Origin of the sequence: Streptomyces celluloflavus (genome assembly GCA_000720995.1) — a bacterium.
GTDB lineage: Bacteria > Actinomycetota > Actinomycetes > Streptomycetales > Streptomycetaceae > Streptomyces > Streptomyces celluloflavus.
In genome coordinates, this window is sequence record JOEL01000020.1 from 170,212 (window position 1) to 191,445 (window position 21,234).

17 protein-coding genes are annotated in these 21,234 nt (G+C 71.5%); 3 read left to right on the top strand and 14 right to left on the bottom strand.

The genetic code is table 11. From position 1 onward, the window contains the following. Positions 1 to 23: 23 nt before the first annotated feature. The 3 genes from IH09_RS20290 to IH09_RS20300 all read right to left on the bottom strand — a co-directional run bounded on the left by IH09_RS20290 (position 24) and on the right by IH09_RS20300 (position 3,791). Positions 24 to 836: a helix-turn-helix domain-containing protein gene (locus IH09_RS20290; RefSeq protein WP_052858327.1), complete on the bottom strand. Its 813-nt coding sequence runs from the start codon at positions 834 to 836 to the stop codon at positions 24 to 26. Between the two features lie 123 nt (positions 837 to 959). Next, positions 960 to 1,916 carry a YihY/virulence factor BrkB family protein gene (locus IH09_RS20295; RefSeq protein ID WP_052858329.1) on the bottom strand — a complete coding sequence of 319 codons (957 nt, stop codon included), beginning with the start codon at positions 1,914 to 1,916 and terminating at the stop codon, positions 960 to 962. Positions 1,917 to 2,654: 738 nt separating this feature from the next. After that, positions 2,655 to 3,791 (bottom strand): DUF1266 domain-containing protein, encoded by a 1,137-nt coding sequence (locus IH09_RS20300; RefSeq protein ID WP_052858331.1) that lies wholly within the window; start codon positions 3,789 to 3,791, stop codon positions 2,655 to 2,657. A 427-nt stretch (positions 3,792 to 4,218) separates the two neighbouring features. Between IH09_RS20300 and IH09_RS20305 the strand changes: the two genes are divergently transcribed. Both IH09_RS20305 and IH09_RS20310 read left to right on the top strand, forming a co-directional pair. Next, positions 4,219 to 6,306 carry a hypothetical protein gene (locus IH09_RS20305; protein WP_318279495.1) on the top strand — a complete coding sequence of 696 codons (2,088 nt, stop codon included), beginning with the start codon at positions 4,219 to 4,221 and terminating at the stop codon, positions 6,304 to 6,306. Positions 6,307 to 6,460: 154 nt separating this feature from the next. Next, the gene (locus IH09_RS20310; protein WP_052858333.1) at positions 6,461 to 8,161 is read left to right on the top strand and encodes a hypothetical protein; all 1,701 of its coding nucleotides are present in this window, start codon (positions 6,461 to 6,463) and stop codon (positions 8,159 to 8,161) included. 25 nt (positions 8,162 to 8,186) lie between these two features. On the opposite strand, the gene IH09_RS20315 is transcribed toward IH09_RS20310, so the two are convergent. From IH09_RS20315 to IH09_RS20335, 5 genes are all read right to left on the bottom strand, one after another. Then, positions 8,187 to 8,783 carry a hypothetical protein gene (locus IH09_RS20315; RefSeq protein ID WP_052858335.1) on the bottom strand — a complete coding sequence of 199 codons (597 nt, stop codon included), beginning with the start codon at positions 8,781 to 8,783 and terminating at the stop codon, positions 8,187 to 8,189. Then, entirely contained in the window at positions 8,783 to 9,064 is a 282-nt protein-coding gene (locus IH09_RS20320; RefSeq protein WP_052858337.1) for a hypothetical protein, read from the bottom strand. The genes IH09_RS20315 and IH09_RS20320 overlap by 1 nt, the downstream gene beginning before the upstream one ends. Positions 9,065 to 9,159: 95 nt before the next feature. Beyond that, on the bottom strand, positions 9,160 to 10,371 hold the full coding sequence (locus IH09_RS20325) for a WXG100 family type VII secretion target (RefSeq protein WP_052858339.1): 1,212 nt from the start codon (positions 10,369 to 10,371) through the stop codon (positions 9,160 to 9,162). Between the two features lie 438 nt (positions 10,372 to 10,809). Continuing rightward, positions 10,810 to 11,319 (bottom strand): hypothetical protein, encoded by a 510-nt coding sequence (locus IH09_RS20330; protein WP_052858341.1) that lies wholly within the window; start codon positions 11,317 to 11,319, stop codon positions 10,810 to 10,812. Positions 11,320 to 11,460: 141 nt separating this feature from the next. Further along, the gene (locus IH09_RS20335) at positions 11,461 to 11,982 is read right to left on the bottom strand and encodes a CGNR zinc finger domain-containing protein (RefSeq protein WP_052858343.1); all 522 of its coding nucleotides are present in this window, start codon (positions 11,980 to 11,982) and stop codon (positions 11,461 to 11,463) included. 426 nt (positions 11,983 to 12,408) lie between these two features. Between IH09_RS20335 and IH09_RS20340 the strand changes: the two genes are divergently transcribed. Next, positions 12,409 to 13,716, top strand: coding sequence for an MFS transporter (locus IH09_RS20340; RefSeq protein WP_110952441.1), 1,308 nt, complete (start codon positions 12,409 to 12,411; stop codon positions 13,714 to 13,716). A 420-nt stretch (positions 13,717 to 14,136) separates the two neighbouring features. Here IH09_RS20340 and IH09_RS20345 read toward each other — a convergent pair whose 3' ends face one another. From IH09_RS20345 to IH09_RS20365, 6 genes are all read right to left on the bottom strand, one after another. Next, entirely contained in the window at positions 14,137 to 15,378 is a 1,242-nt protein-coding gene (locus IH09_RS20345; RefSeq protein ID WP_052858345.1) for a sensor histidine kinase, read from the bottom strand. A 332-nt stretch (positions 15,379 to 15,710) separates the two neighbouring features. Then, positions 15,711 to 15,899 (bottom strand): hypothetical protein, encoded by a 189-nt coding sequence (locus IH09_RS39175; protein ID WP_190233347.1) that lies wholly within the window; start codon positions 15,897 to 15,899, stop codon positions 15,711 to 15,713. Between the two features lie 84 nt (positions 15,900 to 15,983). Beyond that, on the bottom strand, positions 15,984 to 16,490 hold the full coding sequence (locus IH09_RS20350; protein WP_052858347.1) for a peptidase inhibitor family I36 protein: 507 nt from the start codon (positions 16,488 to 16,490) through the stop codon (positions 15,984 to 15,986). 312 nt (positions 16,491 to 16,802) lie between these two features. After that, positions 16,803 to 17,642 (bottom strand): aldo/keto reductase, encoded by an 840-nt coding sequence (locus IH09_RS20355; RefSeq protein ID WP_052858349.1) that lies wholly within the window; start codon positions 17,640 to 17,642, stop codon positions 16,803 to 16,805. A gap of 336 nt (positions 17,643 to 17,978) precedes the next feature. After that, positions 17,979 to 19,805, bottom strand: coding sequence for an AMP-dependent synthetase/ligase (locus IH09_RS20360; protein WP_052858351.1), 1,827 nt, complete (start codon positions 19,803 to 19,805; stop codon positions 17,979 to 17,981). A gap of 365 nt (positions 19,806 to 20,170) precedes the next feature. After that, complete coding sequence (locus IH09_RS20365) at positions 20,171 to 21,034, bottom strand: LysR substrate-binding domain-containing protein (RefSeq protein ID WP_052858354.1); 864 nt, start codon at positions 21,032 to 21,034, stop codon at positions 20,171 to 20,173. Between the last annotated feature and the right edge of the window lie 200 nt (positions 21,035 to 21,234).

Here is a 21,234-nt window from a genome sequence, read left to right on the forward strand (position 1 = left end):
GCGGCCGCCCCAGGGCACACCGGCTACGGCACCAGCTTCCGCAGCCGGGCGGCCGTCTCCGCGTCGGCGGGCAGAAAGGTCTCCACCGCCAGTTCGGAGACGGTCACGTCCATCGGTGTGTTGAAGGTGGTCATGGTCGAGATGAAGGAGAGCACGGCGCCCTCGTGCTCGATCAGCAGGGGCAGCGCGAACCGCGGATGCTCGCCGCCGGCCACCGGCTCCCGTCCGCCCCCGGGCACCGGATAGCCGCTCACCTCGTCGTAGAGCGCGCGCAGCGACGCGGACCGCAGCAGCGCCAACTGCCGTTCCATCTGGGCCAGGAGATGGCCGCGCCACTCCGGGAGGTTGCGGATCCGTGGCGCCAGGCCCGCCGGATGCAGGGTGATCCGCATGGCGTTCAGCGGCGGCCGCAGCAACTCCTCGTCGACGCCCGCCAGCAGCATCGCGATACCGCGGTTCGCCGCCTGCACGTGGTACGTACCGTCCACCACCAGCGCGGGGAACGGCTCGAAGCCGGTCAGCAGCCGCTCCATCCCCGCGCGCAGGGCGTCCATCGACGGGTCGTCCATCGGCGTCTCGGGGAAGACCGGGGCGTACCCCGCCGAGATGAGCAGGGCGTTGCGCTCCCGTACGGGCACGTCGAGATGCTCGGCGAGCCGCAGCACCATCTCCTGGCTCGGCCGGGAGCGGCCGGTCTCGATGAAGCTGATGTGCCGGGCGGAGGAGTCCGCGCGCAGGGCCAGCTCCAGCTGGCTGATCCGGCGCCGGTCACGCCACTCGCGCAACAGCCTCCCCACACCCATGGCCTCCGGCGGACACGCCGCAGCAGTCGTCATGGGCCCGAACCTAGCCGACGCCCGCGGCGGCGGGCGTCGGTGGGGCGGCCGGCAGGGCAGGGGAGGGGCCCCTCGTATCGGGGCCCCGTCCTGCCGGCTGGTGCCGCCCGTGACGCGGTGCGGTCAGGAGCGGCGGGACGAGCGCCGCCGCGGCCGGACGACCCGGCCCGCGCGTATCAGCTCCACATTGAACTGAGCGCCGCACAACAGCGACAGATGGGAGAACCACAGCCAGATCAGAAAGACCACCGGGCCCGCCAGCGAGCCGTAGAGCCGGTTGAAGGTACCCACGTACGACACATAGAGCGCGAAACCCGCCGAGCACACCAGCCACATCAGCACCGAGACCAGCCCACCGGGCGCCGCGGCCCGTACCCCGCGCGAAATCGGCGGCCCGGACCGGAACAACACCATCACCAGCACACTGGCGAGCACCACCAACAGCGGCCACTTCAGCAGGTCCCACGAGGTGTCACCGCTCGCACCCAGCTCCAGCGCACGCATGACGGCGCGTGCGATCGGCCCGCTCGCCAGCAGCGCCACCGCACTGCTGATCAGCAGCGCCATGAGCAGCAGCGCCGTGGCGAGGATGCGCGGCGCCTTGTGCCACGGCGGACGGTCGTCCTGCATACGGTGCATGGCGTGCAGCGCCCTGCGGAACACCGCCAGATAGCTGCACGAGGACCACAGCGCGCTGACCAGGGCGCCACCCACCACCAGCCAGGCGGCGGTGCGCTGCTGGGACATCCCGATCAGCGCGTGGCGCACGGTCGCGCCCGAACCGGTGGGGGCGATCGAACTGAGGTGGTTGATGAGGACCGCGGTGGCCGAGGGATCGGCGAGACCGATCAATGACACCGTGACGATCAGCGCCGGCAACAGCGCCAGCACCGAGTAGTACGTCAGGCTCGCCGCCCAGTCCGTCACATCGTCGTGCCAGACGGACACCGGTGTACGGCGCAGCGCGGTGCGGCACTGCGCCCACGTCGGCAGGGCCGTGCGCAACGGCTCGGCGGCGGATTCGGGGCGAGGCCCGGGGTCCGGCCCGGGGGCGGCGGGCCCGGTGGCGTCAGCGCCCATGGCGGTCTCCCGGAGCCGTGGTCCACGGTCCGAGCGGCGGCCGCAGCCGCTGCCGCATCCGGAGCCGTGGCCGCACTGTGCCGCGCGGACGGTCCCGGCCGGGCGCGGACGGTCCGGCCGTCACCACCGCCCCTGGGCGCGCCGGCCCGTCGAACGCGATCCCGCCACTCCCGCCCATGCTGTGTCCGTCCTCTCCGCCGATACGGTCCCGCCGGCCGGTCCGCTCTCCCGGACCGGCCCGGTCCCTCCGAACGGCCCGCTCTCCTCGAACGGCCCGCTCTCTCTGAACGGTCCGGTCCATGAGATAGATCCAGCCTCTTCGACCGTGCCGCTTGCCCGGGGCGGTAGCGCCCATCCGAGGCCGTGGTGGCCGCCCGAGGACATGGTGACCGCATCGTCCCCCGGCATCACGGTCATCCCCCGTATCACGGTCGGCCCCGTGTCACGGCAGTCCCATGTCACGGCAGTCCCGGACACCACGACGGCCCCGCCCGCGGCCGAGGCTCGTCCACCAGCTCAACCAGCTCAAGCCGCCCGACCGGCACAACCGACACAGCGACTCGGCTGCCCATAGTGGCTCAACCGACCCATAGTGATCCAACCGGCCCATGTCGGAGGAAGCCGAGGGACCGACGGCAAGCACGGCAAGCACGGCAAGCACGGCAAGCACGGCAAGCACGGCAAGCACGGCATGTACCGCGCAGGCGGGCGGCCCCCGACGGCCGCCCGCCCCCGGCTTCAGGCGAAAGCCAGCCCCCGCCACGGTGAGCCCGGGTCCTGGGTGAGGACGCGGTGGATGTGTACCGCCTCGGCGTACTGCGGGCCGAACCAGCCGTTGTCGAAAGCCAGCATGCGGCCCAGCGCATAGCCCGCGGCGAACTCCGCCCATGAGCCGTACACCTCCCGGGCCCGCGCGCCGGCCTGCTGTACGGCCTGCTCGGCCTGGTGCGGCGCGCACAGCCGGGCGCCGAGGCCCCAGCGGACGAGGTTCACCGCGTGCGCGAGGTCCAGCGCGACGAGGGAGACCACCCGGCCGTCCGCCGGCAGCAGCCCGTCCGCCCGGAACCGCTCCTCGTACCGGCCCACCAGCTCGGGAATCCCGTGCGCCGCCGCATCGCCTTCCGGCCCCTCGGCACCGCACCCCGGATCCGCCGAAGCCGGCCCCTCGGCGCCGACGCGCTCGCCCTCCTCGGTGCGCTCGCCACCGTCGGCCCGCTCGCCGCCGTCCCGGAGACGGGCACGGGCGCGCAGCGCCGCCTCCGCCTCGGCCGGTACGAACTGTCCGCCGAGCAGCTGGTCGAAACGCTGCTGCCAGGAGGCGGGATCGGCCACCGACCACTGCTCGCGCAGCGTCTGCGCGTCCGTGGCGTGGTCCAGGAAGGCGGTGCCCAGCTCATTCCACGGCACGCTGTGCTGTACGGCGATCGGCGCGCCGCACGCAAGCCCCTGCGCCAGCGGCCCGTGCAGCGGACCGCCGAGATGTGTGGTCAGCAGACCGCCGGGCCGAACGCCGACCTGGGCGCGGAACTGGAGCCAGACGGCGCGGTGCGCGGCGGAGGCCGCCAGATATGCCGCGCACGGCGTGCCCGGATTGACCGCGAGCTGCCATTTGTCGTTCGGCCAGTCCTGCGCCAGTTCTTCGACCGAGACCCGGTCGAAGAACTGCTGCGGCTGCCACGGCGGCAGCATGCCGCGCGTCAGTACGGGGATGCACTTACCGCCCGTCGCGGGGTCGTCATAGACGGGCAGCGGGTCCTGCCCCTGCTGCGGCGCCGCCAAGTACAGATCCTCGCCGGCGAGCGCCGTGAGCTGCCCGTTCCAGTCACCACGCGCCGTCGCCTCGCACAGCCGCCGTTCCGTCTCGGTCGGCGGCACCCATCCCGGAGTACCCACGGATCCAGACCCTACGGCGACCGACGGATCCGGCGGGCAGCGGGGCCGCCGAACCGACAACGCGGACACCCGCACCGACAACGCGGACACCCGCACCGACAACGTGGACGCCCGCACCGACAACGTGGACGGAGGCCCGCCCCGCCCCCGGAACCGCCGCGTGGGCAGGCCGGATCGCGCCGTATCGCACCGGATCCGCAAGGCCCCGGCCCGGTACCGCCGCGCAGGCAATACCCTGGGCGGGCCGCCCGGACACCAGGGCGGCACACGGAGGGACGGGCGCCTGGGCGCGGGGCACACGGCCGGATGCGGGGACGCGTGGACGCAAGGACACCAAGTTCCCCCGGACCCACGCGCGCAGGGAAGACCGGGACACGCCGTTCCGGTGTGCGGGACGGAGGGAGATCGGGTGGACAGCGGTAGGGCCGATGGCGCCGGTGAGACCGTCCGCAATGTCGTGTCGGGCGACGCCGTGGTGAACGGCCCGGTGTTCCAGGCCGGACGGATCGACTCCATCACGTTCGGCACCCCCACACCACTGACGCCGCGTCAGGTTCCCGCGCCCAGGGTGGGTTTCGTGAACCGTACGGCGGAGTTCGCCGAGCTGTCCGCGGCGGCCGGTGCCCACCGGCAGGACAGCCCGCCCGCCACGATCGTGATAACCGGCCTGGGCGGTGTCGGCAAGACCGAACTCGTCGCCCAGTGGGTCTGGCGCGAACTGGCCGACCGTTTCCCGGACGGACAGCTCTACGCGGACCTCGCCGAGGTCCGCCGGGACGGCGGCATCGACGTCGGTGGCGTCATCGGGACCTTCCTGCGGGCCCTGGGCGTCCACGAGAGCTTCATCCCCGCGGGCCTCGCCGACCGGTCGGCCCTGTTCCGCACGGCGACGGCCGGCCGCAGACTCCTCGTCGTCATCGACAACGCGCAGCACGCCTCGGAAGTGCGCCCGCTGCTGCCCAGCCACGGCCTGACCGTCGTCCTCAGCCGCACCCGGCTCGCCTCCCTGGTGGTGGACGGCGCGGTGCCGGTCACGGTCGAACCACTCGATCGCGACGCGGGCGTCCAACTGGTACGGCGCTGGCGGGATGCCGGGGCGGACGAGCGGGCGGACGACGGGGCGGCGGCCCGGCTGGTCGAGGTGTGCGGCGGACTGCCGCTGGCGCTGCGGGCGGCCGGTGAATGGCTCATCGAGCGGCCGCATCTGAGCCTGCAAGCCGTGGTCCGCGATCTGGCCGACGGGCGGTTCCCGTCCGGCGACGGCCGCGCACCGGTGGCGGCGGTCTTCGACGCGGTCGCCGAGACCTTCGCCGAACACACCCGGACCCTCTACCGGATCCTGGGCTGCTTCCCCGGCACCACCTTCACCGCCGCCCTCGCGCGGGCGGCCGGCGCGGAGCGGTTCGACGACGCGCTGCGCGATCTGCTCACCGCGCATATGGCCGTCGGCTCCGGCACGCCCGACCGGTTCCGGCTGCACGATGTGGTGGCCGCGCACGCCCGCGCCCGTACCCGCGGCGAGCCGGCGGAGGACGTCCGGGCCCTGCGGCACCGGGTGACCGAGTTCTATCTCGCCACCGCCGCCCGCGCCGACCGGCTCGTCTTCGGCCCGCGCTTCCGCCTCCAGGAAGCCGCCGGGGACGGCACGACCGCCGAGGCGCAGGCGCTGTTCACCACCCGCGCCGAGGCGCTGGAGTGGCTCGACGCCGAACGTGCCAACCTCCTGGCGGTGCTGCGCGCCGCCGCCGACGAGGGCCGGTACGACGCCGTATGGCGCCTGTGCGAATCCCTCTGGGCGCTCTACCACAGCCGTAAGCACTACGCGGACTGGATCGAGTCCCACCGGCTCGGCATCGAGGCGGCGCGCCGGGAGGGCCGGATCGACGCCGAGGTCAGAATGCGCAACCAACTGGCCCGCGCCCACTACGAACTGGGCGAGTACGAGCGCGCCGACGCCGAGCTGGACCGGGCCGGGGAACTGCTGGGATCCGTCGGGGACGCGCGGCTGCCCGGCATCGTCTGGGAGACCCAGGGCCTGCTCTGCCTCGCCCGCAGCCGCCCCGACGACGCCATCCGGCTCTTCGAACGCGCACTGCGCGCCAACGAGGGCGACGCCCACGGCATCGTCGTGCAGAGCTACAACCTCGGCCAGGCGATCCTCGCCGCCGGCCGTCCGCAGCAGGCCCTGGACCTGCTGACCGGGACGCTGACGAGGGCGGAAGCCGGCAACGACGACGCGATGCGGCCGCGCATCGGCATCGTCCGGGCGCGGTGCCTCCAGGCGCTGGGGCTGCTCGACGATGCGCTGGAGGCCGTCACCGACGCCGCGTTGCTGGCCGAACGGCTCGGCCAGGTGGTCAAGCTCGACCAGGCCCTGGCGCTCGCGGTGGAGCTGGGCGACCGTATCCAGAACGCCCAGGTGCAGCGCGCGAGCCGGGCGAAGGTCCGCGAACTGCGGGCGCACGCGGGAATCGCCGAACCGGCGTTACCGGCATAGGCGGCCGGGGGCCCGCCGCCCCTGGGCCCGGCCCGGCTCCCCGCGTCTCGCCGCCATCCACATCCACCTGCCCCGTCCTGCCCGTCTCCTCATCCTCCTCATCTCTCGTCATCCCTCGTCCTCGTATCCCGTTCCCGCCGTCCGGAGAGTGGTTGTGCCCCTGCTGCCCCGCCGCCACAAGAGGCGCCAGTGGTCGCGCTGGAACACCGTGGAAGAGGACGCCCAGGTCCTGGGGGTCGCCCGCACCCTCACCTCGGCGACCCGGCTGATGGACGTGATGCGGCTGTTGCGCCCGGAGGACGGCATCAGCGTGTCCTTCACCGTCAACCCCGGATCGGTCTTCGCCGACGGGCTGGAGGACTACTTCACCGGGCTGGGCGCCAGCGTGCTCAGCTGGCGGGAGGCCCGGCGGCGGTCCTTCGACCTGGCCGTCGCCTGTGCGGTGCACCCTTCCATGCGGCGGCTGGACGCCCCGCTCGTCGTCATGCCGCACGGCGCCGGATACAACCGCCTGGTCACCGAGTCCACCGGTGACGCGGCCGCGCCCGCGGGGTTGTCCCGGCGCGAACTGACGCGGTGGGGGCGGGTACTGCCCGCCGCGATCGGCGTCTCGCACGAGGACCAGATCGCGCGGCTGGCTGGGACCTGCCCCCAGGCCGTCCCCGTGGCCCGCCTCATCGGTGACTACTGCTGGGACCGGATCGAGCAGAGTGTGCCCCGGCGCGATCTCTACCGGTCGAAGCTGGGCGTCGGACACGGCCGCCGACTGGTCGTCATCAACAGCACCTGGAGCACGCACTCGCTGCTCGGCCGGTGTCCCGACCTGCCGTTGAAGCTGGTCACGGCGCTGCCGGCGGACGAGTTCGCGGTCGCCCTCGTCCTGCACCCCAATGTGTGGGCACGGCACAGCCGGGACCGTGTCCACCTGCGACTGGCCGCGGCGATGGACGCCGGGCTGCTCGTCCTGCCGCCGGAGGAGGGCTGGCGCGCCGCCGTGATCGCCAGCGACTGGGTCGTGGGGGACCACGGCAGCACCACCTTCTACTCCGCCGCACTGCACCGCGTCCTGCTGCTCGCGGCCACCGGCCTCGACGAACTGGACCCGGCCTCGCCCACCGCCGCCTTCAGCCGTGCGGCCCCCCGCCTCGACCCCGACGGCGATCTGCTCGAACAGCTCCTGACCGCCGCCGAGAAGCACACTCCGGAGGAGTTCCAGGGCCCCGTGGACCGGCAGCTGGCCGCCCGGGGCGAAGCCGGCCGACGGCACCAGGAGGTCATGTATCCGTTCCTCGGGCACCGGAACGTCACCCTTCCCCGGCATCACCCCGGGCCGGACCCCGTCCCCGAACCGTCCCCCGAGCGGCACCTGGGGCCCACCACCTTCGATGTGACGGGCACGGTACTGCCCGACGACTCCGTGGCGGTCCGGCGGTGGCCGGTCGTCGCCCACCACCACGAAGAGGCCCGCGGCTTCTACGCGGTGTCGGACCAGGAGACGCACGAGATCTGGCGGGCCACCGCGGCGGTGCTGGCCCGCACCGTCATCGATGCCGAACTCGGCCCCGAGGACTGGCTGCGCCACCACATCCAGCACCCCAACTCCGGCCTCGACGTCGCCGTCACCGCCCTCGCCGACGACCGCTGCCTGCTCCTCCTGCGCCGCGGCGACCTCCTCCTGGAGGCCCACGCCCCACGGCCGTTCGGCAGCCCCCGCCCCCGTCTGGACCCGCTCCTGCTGGGCGCCGCCGTCACCGTATGGCTGAACGCGGCCCGCACCGCCGAGGAGCTGTCCCGGGGGCTGCTCATCCGTACGGGGACGCGGGCCACCCGGGTGGCCTTCACCGCGCAGCCATAGCCGTCCGCCGCGTCCCCGAGGCCGCTCAGCCGCGCAGGGGATTGGCCGTGAGATCGACCGCGGACTTGCGCGGGTCGGTGGCGGCGTAGGTGTTGAACTGGGTGACACAGGCGAGGACGAGGAGGCGGCTGACGCGGGGGTCGTGCACCGTGACCGTGTAGCGCGCCCGGACCCCGGCGAGGCGGGCGAAGGCGAAGCCCGCCGATTCGGCCGACCGGAAGCGCAGCCGGTACGAGAAGAGTGCGTCCCCCCAGGAGTGACCGAGCACCATCCGCAGCGGGGAGCTGTGCCGCAGCCTGCTGCCGGAGCCCTCCGGCAGCCCGCACAGGACGCCCAGATCGTGCTGGGTGAACGTCCAGTCGTCCGGGCGCAGCGTACGTTCCCGGTGGCGTACGGTGCCCACCTCTACGCGCTCCGCCGTCATGGCCGCGAACTCGGTGACGTAGCCGGCGAGTTCATCCAGGCCGGCGCCGGTGTAGACGCGGAAGGGGTACCGCGTCTCGTACGCGCCGTCCTTGTGCATACGCGCCGCCGGCTCCCGCTGCCCCTCCGGGCGGAGGAGGAAGGTCGTATGGGAACGGCCGTACTCGGCGGTGACGGTGAAGGAGTCGAGCGACTGCATCACGGCCTGCCGCCCGTCGCGCGGTGCCCCCGCTGCCGGTTGGCGGCGTCCTCGGTGCCCGCTCTGCTGAGCCGGGCGATGAGGTGCTTGATGTCGTCCACCTCCGAGCCGGCCTTGAGCTGTTCGTAGATCTCGTGCGTCAACTCCTCCTGGCGCGCGGTCTTGTTCCCCTCCAGTTCCTCTCCGAGCCGGTCGGCCGCCTCCGCGCGCTCTTCGGCAGCGGGATCCTCCGGCTGGTGGACGTCGGACCCGTCGGGGTGGGGCGAGTGGTACGAGGACATGTCGCGCTCCAAGACGTCGAAGAACCGGGGGACCGCAGGATCGGGGGACGGGGAGTTGAAGGGGCGGTGAGTCGAAGAGGTGGTCGTGCCGGTGGTCAGGCGGAGGGGAGCATCCCGATACGCGCGGCGCCGAGCGTCGGGCTCCAGCCTCCGCCCTTCTCGAATGTGAAGCCGCGCTGCTCGACGTCGTCGATGAGGCTGCCCACGCTCGGCATGGGAGATTCGAGGGCCGCGGTCACCTTTTCGGCCTCGCTGGCAATGGTCTGCACCGCCTTGGCGATCCCCTCATAGATTTTCTCGATGACGGTGACGACTGTGACGATTCTCCGGACGATTTTGTAGATTTTATAGAGCTTGTACGCGGAGTAGATGCCCGCGCCGATATCCGCCAGCGGATCCTCCGGACCGAGCCCAGCCGCTTCGATCGCCGCGTCTCCTGCCAGCATTTCCCCTGCCTGCTCGGCGAGTTGCTTGATCTCGTTGTTGATCAGGTTGTTGATCTCGCGCAGTGCGGACTGCACCAGCACGACGATGGCGTCGTAGCCGACTTGATACGCCTTGGCCGTCATCTTGGCAGCGTCCCCGACCCCGCCGATACCCATCGTCCACCGGAACAGATAGGAGTCGAAGGCGGTGGCGGTGTCTCCCTGCCATTCGCTCCCGAGCGCCCAGGACCCCTTGCGCAGCGTTCCGGCCACGGTGTAGGTGCCGTCCCCCAGCGCGTCGTACGCATCGTGCAGATAGCGCAGCCGGCCGTAATTGCCGACGATGGGCTTCACCAGCAGTTCGACCAGACTCTGACCGGTGCAGAACATGAACACCTTGTCCGCGCCCCGGAGTTCGCTGTTGCGCCCTAGCAGCAACAACTGATGGTGGATGTTCTTCTCCGTGTCCGCGTCCGCGCCGGCCGGCTCCTTGAGGGTGACGTCCTCATCGGTGAAGTTCCCGGCACGGGAACTGCCGGGGACCGCCCCGATGTCCGGAAAGTGGGACAAGGCGCCGGGATAGATGGCGTGCAGATCCGTCATGGCCTGGTGATCGGCCTTGGCGTAGTCGGCGCTCGTACGGTGGATCTTGTCCTCGATCACACCCATGCCCCGCCCGCACTGATCGAGTTTCCCGGAGAAGAAGTGCGAGGTTTCCGGGACGACTTCCCGTAGTAACAGGAGCAGCCCGTCCAGCCCGTCGGTATGGGCGCATTGGGTGCTGCTCCACCGGGAGAGCTTGCTCAGGTGATCGCTCTGTTTCGCCGTGAGACCGGCATAAGCGTGGAAATCGTCCTGCGGCGGTGCCTTGAAACCGGACACTGACCCTCCCCGTCAGGCATGCTCTCCGGCCCGCTCGCGGTCCGGAGACGGCGGACACGAATCAGCTCATCGCCTGATGCGGACACGGGCTCCGTCTCGCATGGGGGCGGGCCTCCCGGAGAGGTTAGGCGGTTCATGCCATGCCCGAATCAAATCGATCTCTCGGCCACACCTCGCCGGCCTCAACATTTCCCCATCTCACCATTTACCCCCCGTTTGCCTTGCCGCTCACCACTGGCCGCTTCTCGTTCATCGCGTGCAGCGGATAAGGGGGCCGGTGAAGGAGAAAGGGGGCAATGAGGAGTATGCGGATAAGGGGAATCCGGAGAACGCGACATGTCGCCCGGCAAGAGCGCGGCTCACGCTGGCGCTTCGTCACGGATACGAACAAGCCGGGCGGCCGCGACAGATGATCCCGCCGCCGTCGCCCGGCTCCGCTCACGCCGCGAGTTCGTACGCCTCCAGCCGTTTGATCATGCGGCGGACGATCAGCAGCGGGATCACGCCGAACACTCCGAACGACATATCGACCAGCTGCCAGTAGAAGGGAATTCCCCGGATCGAACCGCAGATCAGGGCCAGCGGAATGATCCCGGCGCACGCGATCATGCCGAATTCGATGACCCAGATATTGCGGACCGGATCCCGGAACGGGCCGTAGAACGCGACCGCGATCACCAGGTGCGCGAAGGCCAGCCAGTCGGTCCCGTACAGCACGAACGGATACTTCGCATCGGTCGCCACCAGGCCCTCGCGGGTCCGGCCGAGCCACTCCATCAGCCCCGGCACATGCTCCGGTACGGGCGAGCCGGCGGACCCCAACAGCTCTTCCAGCCACCGCACTTCGGTGACCAGCGGAAAAGCCGTCAGCCCACTCAGCACGAGACAGACGATGAAAACGGACAACCACCAGCGAATGCGGCGCCGAAGCGCTCTGCGCTCCTCCATGATCGGAGCGTACGCCCGGCCATCCGGCCTCCCGGCACCGGGCCCCGCCGGACGCGCCCGGGGCGGTGCCACGTGTGTCGGCCCGGAACCGGCCGTGCGGGGCGACTCATCGCGCGGCCGGGGCGCGGTTCGCAGCGCTGCTCACGGCGCGGCTCGCGCGCGGTGCCGGCGTACCGCGTCGCGGTTGGCGCAGCGCTGGGTGCAGTAGCGCCGGCGCCCGGTGCGGGAGGTGTCGGCGAAGATCGTGGTGCACTCGGTCACGGCGCACCGCCCGAGCCGGTGCATGCCCCGCCCTGCCAGGTGCAGCGCGGTACCGACGGAGAACAGCGAGAACAGCAGGGAGCCGAGCGGCTGCCGGTCGTCGCGGTAGTGCAGGTGCCAGCCGCTGTCGGCGTGGTCGGTCAGCCGCGGGTGGGCGGCCGCCGCCGCCAGCATCCGGTTGACCAGCTCGGCGCGTTCCCGCCCGGCGGTGGCGTCGACGACCTTCTCCCACGCAGCCAGCGCGACCCGGGTGCGGTCCAGATCCTGCGGGGTGGCCGGGCGCTCCAGCACCAGCCCGGCGGCGCGGCAGCGGTCCGCGAGCTCCCCGGCGTCGGCCGGGCACCGGTTGGCGAGGTCCGCGGCCAGGTTCACGGCATCCTCGCCGTAAGGGTTGAGGTGCATAAGGCCATTACATCAGTCTGGCCTGGACGAGACGCCACGCCGAGGTCCGGGAGGCAGGGGAGGAGGAACGAGGTACGGCGCCCGGTCCGGGAGGCGGCGGGAGGGACGAGGCACCGCACCCGGTCTTGGCGGCCGCCGAAGCCACCTCACCGCCGCGCCCCTCCCGCACCGAAGTCCGGACCAACTCCCCACGCCCCGAAGGCGGTGACGTCGCCGCCGCCTTCCTCATACGGGGCGCGCGGCGCTTCAACGGACGACGCAATCACCGTCCGCCGCCGACCCAACAGCCGACTCCGCCAAGACAACTGGTGTACGCCGCCTGTCCGCAACGCAGTTGAAGCCCCCGTCGCCCACCTCCAGCGCGTCCGGATACCCGCTACCCCCCACACCCCGAGCACCCGGAACCCACCACACACGGAGCCCACCATGCCATGGCTGATACCCGATGTCGGCCCCCAACGCGTCTTCACCGTCGCGACGTTCGCCAACTCGATCGGCAGTGGCATCTTCCTGACGGCCGGAGTGCTCTACTTCACCGAAGCGGTGCATCTCCCGGCGGCTCAGGTGGGATTCGGCCTCGGCATCGCCGGACTCGTCTCGCTCGGCGTCGGCATCGCGGTCGGACACCTCGCCGACCGCTGGGGATCGCGCGGCGTGTACGCGGCCACCCTGGTGGTCCGCGCACTGGCCACCGCCGGATTCGTCCTGGTGCACAGCTTCTGGCCGTTCGTCCTCGTGGTCACCCTGGCCGTCTCCGCCCAGGCCGCCGGGCTGTCCGCCCGCGGTCCCCTCGTCAAACGGTACGGCGGCGGGCGTCCCCAGGATTTCCGGGCGTACCTGCGGTCCGTCAGCAACACCGGCATCTCCCTGGGCGCGGTGCTCGCGGGCTGGGCCGTCCAGACCGACACCCGCACCGCCTACCAGCTCCTGATCACCGGCAACGCCGTCTCCTTCATGGCCGCCGCCGCACTCCTCTCCCGCCTCGCCCCGGTCCGTCCCCTGCCGGCCGACGGCGGCCCCCGGTGGATCGCCCTCCGGGACCGCCCCTACTTCGCGCTCACCGCCCTGGACGGCATCATGGCCATCCAGTTCAAAGTCCTCACCGTCGCCATCCCGCTCTGGCTCGTCGCCTCCACCACCGCACCGCGCTGGCTCATCTCCGCCACCATGCTCACCAACACCGCCCTCGTCATCGCCTTCCAGGTACGAGCCAGCCGCAACATCGGCACCCCCACCACCGGAGGCCACGCCTACCGCCGCGCCGGCGTCGCCTTCCTGGCCTCCTGCGCCCTCATCTCCCTCGCCGCGGGCACCCCCGCCTGGGCGGCCGGCACCCTGCTCATGGCCGCCGTCGTCATCCACACCATCGGCGAACTCTGGCACGCCGCCGGCGGGTTCGAGATCTCCTTCGCCCTCGCCCCCGACCACGCCACCGGCCAGTACCTCGGCGTCTTCGGCATGGGCGCCGGCCTCGCCGAAGCCCTCGGCCCCACCCTCCTCATCGCCCTGTGCATCACCTGGGGACGGCCCGGCTGGTATGTCCTCGGCGCCCTCTTCACCCTCACCGGCCTCGCGGTACCGATGGCGGTCCGGTGGGCGGTGCGCGGAAAACCCAGGCCCCCGGTCCCTCGGCGGGAGACGGCGGAAGCCGCCGTTCGTCGGCCGGAACAGACGGGCAACGGCGGCGGCGCAACATCCGGGCCCCTGCCAAGTCCTCCTCGGGGGCTCACCTGATCGGTACGGCCTCCCTGATCCGTACGGTCTCACCGAGCCGGCCTCGCCGAGGGCCGTGATCGCCAACGCGTACGCGATCTCAGCTCGTTGGCCGACGGCGACACCCGGTCGGCGGTACGCCTGCGCACGAACGCCCGCTCGGCCGACTGCCGGCCGTCGGCGGCCCGCGCCCTCCGGCCACCCATTCATCACCTCAGGCGCGATGTCTGCGAACAGGCCCGACGAAAGCCCGCTCACCCGCAGCGCCCCGCCCCGCCCTGTCGCCACTCACTGAACGACGACGACAGCTCCCCCCGTTGCCGTCTGGACGAAACGACGCTTTCCATCGCGGCGGAGATCCCCGCGGCGTGTGCGACAGCGCGACGGCACCCGGCGGTCAGCCTCTGCCGCGACCGTCCGGATCACGGAGGGCGAGTCACCTCAGGAACACGCCCGTGTTTCAGGAAGCTCGAACACGGCCGCGGCGCCGCCGTCCGACGGGTTGTGGAACCGCAACCGCGCGCCGAGCACCTCCGCCTGCCCCACCGCGATGGTCAGGCCGAGTCCGTGTCCGGTGCCGCGGTCGGGGGCGCCCGTGCGGAACCGGCGCGGCCCGTGGTCCAGCAACTCCCGGGGAAAACCCGGACCGTGATCCCGTACGGCGATCGACGAGCCGTGCAGGGTGACCTCGATCGGCGATGCGCCGTGCCGGGCCGCGTTGTGCAGCAGGATCTCCAGGACCCGCACCACCCGGCCTGCGTCCGTCTCGACGATCCGGCCCTCGCCGGCCACCGACACGGACGCGGCCGCCGCCTCACCCGCGCCGGACTCCCGTGCGACGCGGCTCACGGTGTCCCGTACCAGGGACGCCAGATCCACCGGCTCGCACCTCGCCTGTTCCTGGCCCGCGTCGAGCCGGGAGATTTCCAGCAGCGCCTCGACCAGCGAGCGCATCGCCTGCGCCCGGTCACGCACCATCTCCACCGCGCGGGGGTGCGGCAGCAGCTCGGCGGCCGCCACCAGACCCGTCACGGGCGTCCGCAGTTCGTGGGCCATACCGGCGGTCAGCTCGTGGTCCGCCGCGGCACGGGTGGCAAGCGGGGTGGCCGGGTTGTGCACCGGCGGCTCGGTCGTTTCGGCCCGGCCGCCGTCGGCCACCGGGCGTGGGCCCGGCGGTGTGCCGGCCGCGATCCGGCGTGCCGGGACGGCGTCGAGCCGCAGCCGCCGGGACAGACCGTACGCCGTGAACCAGCCCGCCACCGCCAGCAGCGCGGCCGTCATCGCGCCCACCGGCACCAGGGCCCGGTCAAGAGCGGACTGCAAGGGATCGCCCTGCGGCGCGTAGGACGCCGAGAGGGACAGCACCTTGCCGTCGACCCGGGCCGCCGCCCACACCTGCGGGGCGCTGCCGCCGCTGACGTAGGTGGCGGTGCCCTCCTTCCAGGCGGCGTCGGCCAGAGGCTCCGGCAGCGCGGAATCGTCCAGCCGCGCGCCGGGGGCGAGGGTGCCGTCCCGCCGGTACTTCTGGAGCGCCGAGGTGAGCAGCCCGTTCTGCTGGTCACGGGCGTGCGCCTGCTGAGCGTGCACCACGCCGCACGTCGCGTGCACGGCGAAGCCGAAGACGACGACGGTGAGTGCCACGACGAGGGAGATCGCCAGCGCGATCCGACCGTGCATGCCCATCAGGAGGCCACCCGGGGTCGCACGCCGTTGCTCAGGCCGTACGGGGTAACCGGCTCGCTACACCGTGCCCGCAGGCCGACGGGTGTGCGCCGCCCGGCATACGGCGCGGGCGCAGGGTTCGTCGCGCGATCGGCCATCGGCCTCCCGACCTCCAACTCACGGGGCGGCCCCGGCGGGCGCCTGTGTCTGTGTCGGGGGAGAAGACGGCGAATTCACGCCCCGCGTTCCTCCTCGGACCACACCCACATCCGCGTACCCGCCCGCACCCGCACACCCCGCACCTCCGCGGGCCGGGCGGGGTCGGCCGCCCCGGCGGGACGGTTTCTGTGCAATCAGCAGTCGCCGGGAAAGCCTTCGCGGGGTTTCGTGTGATCGCTGCGGTCGGCCGGACCGGCCGGAATTCGCATTCGCTGAATCAACAGGCAGCGGTCGATGGAACTGCGCACCCGGTGAATTCCGTTGCCGTGCGCTTTTCTTTTCCTGCGCGTGACCGTGCCGGCCACGACGGGCGTGGCCGGCACGGGCCGGTGGAAATCACCGGATACGCCTGGTGGAAAGGCCGTCGCGGGTGGCGGCGCGCGGTGACCTTTCAGTGGCGCGGTTTCTCAGCGGCCGTTGTCGCCCCAGCCGTTGTCACCTCGGCCGTTGTCGCCCCAGCCGTCGTCGCCCCGGCCGTCATCACCCCAGCCGCCATGGCCTCGGCCGTCGTCACCCCAGTCGCCGTCCCCCCAGCCGCCGTCGTCCCGGCCGTCGTCCCCCCAGCAGTGCCCCGGCCGGGCGGAGTGGGCGCGGAAGCCGAAGTCGTACACGCGCTCACCGCGCTGCACTTCACGCTGGTGACGACCGTGGAAGTCCGTTTCGTCGTAGAAGCACCACGTTTCATTGGTGTGGTTCTGCGCGCTCCGGGCACCCGGGTTGATGCGACGGGTCTCATTGAACAGGACCTTCAGCTCGCCCCGGCCGCTCGGCTCGGTCCAGGTGCAGACCGCGTAGGCCCGAGGACAACGCTGCTGTTGCGCGGCCTGCGCGGTGGCCGTGGGCAGGATCGCGGTGCCCGCGGCCGCGGCGAAGACCGCGGAAAGCGTGATTGCCTTTTTCACGAACTGCTTCATCTAGCGTTTCCCTCCCTGAATGCGGGTCCCATGGCCCGCACCCTCAGAATTCCCGAGCGGGAAACGAAACAAACAAAAGAGGTAATACAAATACGAGCGGACGATAATATTAAGTTAATGAATTGAATTGCCTGTTGGTGGAGTGTGGAGGGGAATGGGTGAGGGGAATGGCGATGCGGACTTCGAACGCCCGGTGGGTGGCTGCCGGCAGGTCGCTCGGTGCCCCTTCCACGGGGGCGAACAGGGCGACGCCGCCGCCCGGTTGAGCCGAGCGGCGGCGCCGTAGGACTGCCTCAGGTCCGGCGGGCGGCCTCAGATGTCGAACGTGTCGGGGTCCGGGCCCAGACGCGTGCCCTTGTCGAGAGCCGCGATCTCCGACAGGTCGGCGTCGTCCAGCTCGAAACCGAACACGTCGAAGTTCTCGGCGATACGCGACGGCGTCACCGACTTCGGTATCACCACGTTGCCGAGCTGGAGATGCCAGCGCAGGACGATCTGCGCGGGAGACTTGCCGTGCTTCTCGGCGAGCCGCACGAGGACCGGGTCCGTCAGTAGCCCCTTGCCCTGGCCGAGCGGGGACCACGCCTCGGTGGCTATCCCGTGCTTCGCGTGGACGGCGCGCAGCTCGGGCTGCTGGAAGTGCGGGTGCAGCTCGATCTGGTTGACCGCCGGGACGACGGACGTCTCGGCCAGCAGCCGGGTCAGATGCGCGGGCTGGAAGTTCGAGACGCCGATCGCCTTCGCGCGGCCGCTCTCGCTGATTTCCTCGAAGGCGCGCCAGATCGTCAGGTAGTCGTCGCGCATGGCACGGGGCCAGTGGATCAGGTAGAGATCCACATAGTCCAGGCCGAGCTTGGTCAGCGAGGTGTCGAACTCGCGGAGGACGCTGTCACGCGTCCACGTTTCCGAGGCACCGTTCCACAGCTTCGTCGTGATGAAGAGGTCGGCACGGGCGATACCGGAGGCGGCGAGGGCCTTGCCGGTGCCTTCTTCGTTGCCGTAGATCGCCGCGGTGTCGATGCTGCGGTACCCGGCATCCAGGGCGTGACCGACCGCGGTGGCCGCCTCATCGTCCGGAACCTGCCAGACACCGAAGCCGAGCTGCGGCATCGCGGTGCCGTTGTTGAGCGTGATGGAGGGGACCTTGCTCACGGGGGATTCGATCCTTACGTCGGCTTTCTCGTTCTGAGATGTCAACGATCATCTGCCGTCCCGCATTCCCTGCATTCCTCGCAGATTGCGGCGATGCGGTGCGCGGGGTGGTGGATGGGCGGCATCGGAGACGGGGCGGGGCCGCCGTCCCGGGCGAACGCCGTCCGTCGCGGACCAGGCCGAAGGTCCGGGGCCGGACGAGGTCTCCGACCGTGATCGGGCCGGCACTGTCGGCGATCAGGGCGGTGAGGCCGGGCCCCCTCCGCAACGGGAAGGCCCACGGCCCGGCGGCCGGATCGGGGGCGTCACGAATGCGGCGACGGTACGGCCCGCCTGTCACGTCTCGTAGAGCGCGTCCACCTCGGCCGCGTACGCCGCCTCGATCGCCCGGCGCCTGAGCTTCAGGGAGGGGGTCAGCAGACCGCTCTCCTCGCTGAACTGGTGGGCCAGTATCCGGAACGTACGGATCGACTCGGCCTGGGAGACCAGGGTGTTGGCGGCTATGACGGCGCGCCGGATCTCGGCCTCCAGGTCCGGGTCGCGGACCAGGTCCGACGGCGGCAGCTCCGGTTTGCCGCGCACCGTCAGCCAGTGCGTGACCGCCTCCGGGTCCAGCGTCACCAGCGCGGCGATGAACGGCCGGTCGTTGCCGACGACGATGCACTGCGCGACCAGCGGATGGGCCCGTACCCGCTCTTCGAGCACCACCGGGGAGACCGTCTTGCCGCCCGAGGTGATCAGCACCTCCTTCTTGCGGCCGGTGATCGTCAGATAGCCGTCCTCGTCCAGCGAGCCCAGATCACCGGTGGCGAACCAGCCCTCGCTCAGCACCGCGCCCGTCGACCTCGCGTCGTTGTGGTAACCCCGGAAGATCTGCGCGCCGTGCAGCCAGATCTCGCTGTCGTCCGCGATGTACACGGTGGTGCCGGGGACGGGTGTGCCGACGGTGCCGAAGCGGGTGCGCTCGGGCGGGTTGGCGGTGGCGGCCGCCGTGCTCTCCGTCAGGCCGTAGCCCTCGTAGATGGTCACCCCCGCGCCGGCGAAGAACAGGCCGAGCCGGCGCCCCATCGCCGAGCCGCCCGACATCGCGTGCCGGACGCGGCCGCCCATCGCCTCGCGGATCTTGCTGTAGACGAGCTTGTCGAAGAGCTGGTGCTGCATCCGCAGCGCGGCTCCGGGCCCGGCGCCGGTGCCGAACGCCTTGTGCTCCAGCGCCTCCGCGTAGCGCACCGCGATATCGACGGCCTTGTCGAACGCCGCCTCCTTGCCGTCCGTTTCCGCCTGCCGCCGGGCCACGGCGAAGACCTTCTCGAAGACGTACGGCACCGCGAGGATGAAGCTGGGGCGGAAGGACCGCAGGTCGGGCAGGAGCGCACGGGCGGCCAGTTCGGGCTGGTGGGCCAGCTTGACCCGGCCGCGTACGGCCGCGACCTGGACCATCCGCCCGAAGACGTGCGCGAGGGGGAGGAAGAGGAGGGTGGACGCCTCGTCGCCCGGCCTGGAGTGGAAGACCGCCTCGTAGCGCAGTACGACGTTGTCGGCCTCGGCCATGAAATTGGCGTGGGTGATGTCGCAGCCCTTGGGGCGGCCGGTGGTGCCGGAGGTGTAGACGATCGTCGCGGTGGCGTCCGGGGTGACGGCCATACGGTGCCGGTGCACCACCTCGTCGCCGAGATGCGCACCGGCCGCGGTCAGTTCGGCCACCGGGTCGCGGTCCAGCTGCCACAGCGTACGGAGCTGGGGGAGCCGGTCGATGACCGAGCCGACGGTCATGGCGTGGTCCTCGTGCTCGACCAGACACGCCGAGGCGCCCGCGCTGTGCAGCGTCCAGAAGACCTGCTCGGCGGAGGACGTCGGATACAGCGGTACGGACTGGGCGCCGACGGACCACAGCGCGAAGTCGAACAGCGTCCACTCGTAGCGGGTCCGCGACATGATGCCGACCCGGTCACCGAACCGGATGCCCTGCGCGAGCAGGCCCTTGGCGAGCCCGATCACCTCGTCCCGGAACTGTGCGGCGCTGATGTCCTGCCAGTGCCCGTCGGCGTCCTTGCGGGCGAGGGCGATCCGGTCGGGGTCGGTGGCGGCGTGTTCGAAGACCACGTCCGCCAGCCCGCCGACCGGGGGCGCGGTCGTCAATGGCGGGACGGTGAACTCGCGCAATGGCCCAGCTCCTTGTGGTGCTCCTCACCGGGGCCGCGACCGTACCCCAACGTGACGCCGTACGGGAGTGCCCTATTACGGTCCGAAACCGGCGCCCCGGCACCTGGTCGACCGGCTAAATCGGGTTACTTCGGAGAAGCGTGGACATGATCCGACCACTTGAGCGCCGAACGATCACGACGCCGGGACCGTATCTGCACCAAATCTCTGCACCGGATCTCCGCGCCGAATCGCCGCACCGGATCTCTGCGTCGGCTCTGCGCGTCGGCTCGGCGGCTCTGTGCATCAGGTCTGTACAACGAGTCGGAGCGCCGTGTTGCCGCACCGGGTCTCTGGGGCGCTGCACCGGGTCCGGGTCCGGCGCGTCACGGCAGTTGCAATCGGTCGCCGCCCGCCAGGATCGCATCGGCCAGTGCCTCCGCCGGGCCCCTGGCCGGTCCGTCGCGCTGCCCGTACAGCAGGACGAAGTCCACCCCGCCCAGCTCCGGCAGCCCCGCCCGCGACGGGATCCGCACCAGACCGGGCGGGATCATGCCCAGCGTGTGCGCCATGACACCCAGGCCCGCCCGGGTCGCGGCGATCAGCCCGTTCAAGCTGCCGCTGGTGCAGGCGATCCGCCATTCGCGGCCCTGCCGCTCCAGGGCCTCCAGGGCGCGGGCCCGGGTCACCGCGGGCGCCGGGAAGACGACGAGCGGGACCGGGCGCTGCGGATCGAGCCGCAGCCGGTCGGTGCTCACCCACACCAGCCGGTCCCGCCACACCAGCCGCCCGCGCGCCTCGTCCGTGCGCCGTTTGGCCAGTACGAGATCGAGCCGGCCGGCCGCGAGCAGCTTGTGCAGCGTCCCCGACAACTCGACCGTCAGCTCCAGGTCGACCTCGGGGTGTTCCCGCCGGAACCCCTCCAGCACCTCCGGCATCCGGGTCAGTACGAAGTCCTCCGAGGCCCCGAACCGCAGCCGGCCGCGCAGCCGGGTGCCCGTGAAGAAGCTCGCCGCCCGCTCGTTCGCCTCCAGGATCGTGCGCGCGAAACCGAGCATCGCCTCGCCGTCCTCGGTCAGCTCCACCGCGTGCGTATCCCGGGCGAAGAGGCGGCGCCCGGCGGCCTCCTCCAGCTTCCGTACGTGCTGGCTCACGGTCGACTGCCGCAGCCCGAGGCGGTACGCGGCCTGCGTGAAGCTCAGGGTCTGCGCCACGGTGAGAAAGGTGCGCAGCTGCACGGGTTCGAACACGGGGCCAGCCTAGGGCGTACGGGGAACAGGGCCGGCGGGTGTGTCCCGGCCCGGCCCGCCCTGACGCGATGTTCGCTGCCGCTTCCGGCTGACACCTCTGTGACGCCTGCTGTGATCTGGCCTTCAGGCACCTATCGTGATTCGTGATGGCAGTGACCATGGTCAGAGGGGTTCCCGATTTCCGTGCGGGACGGCAGTCT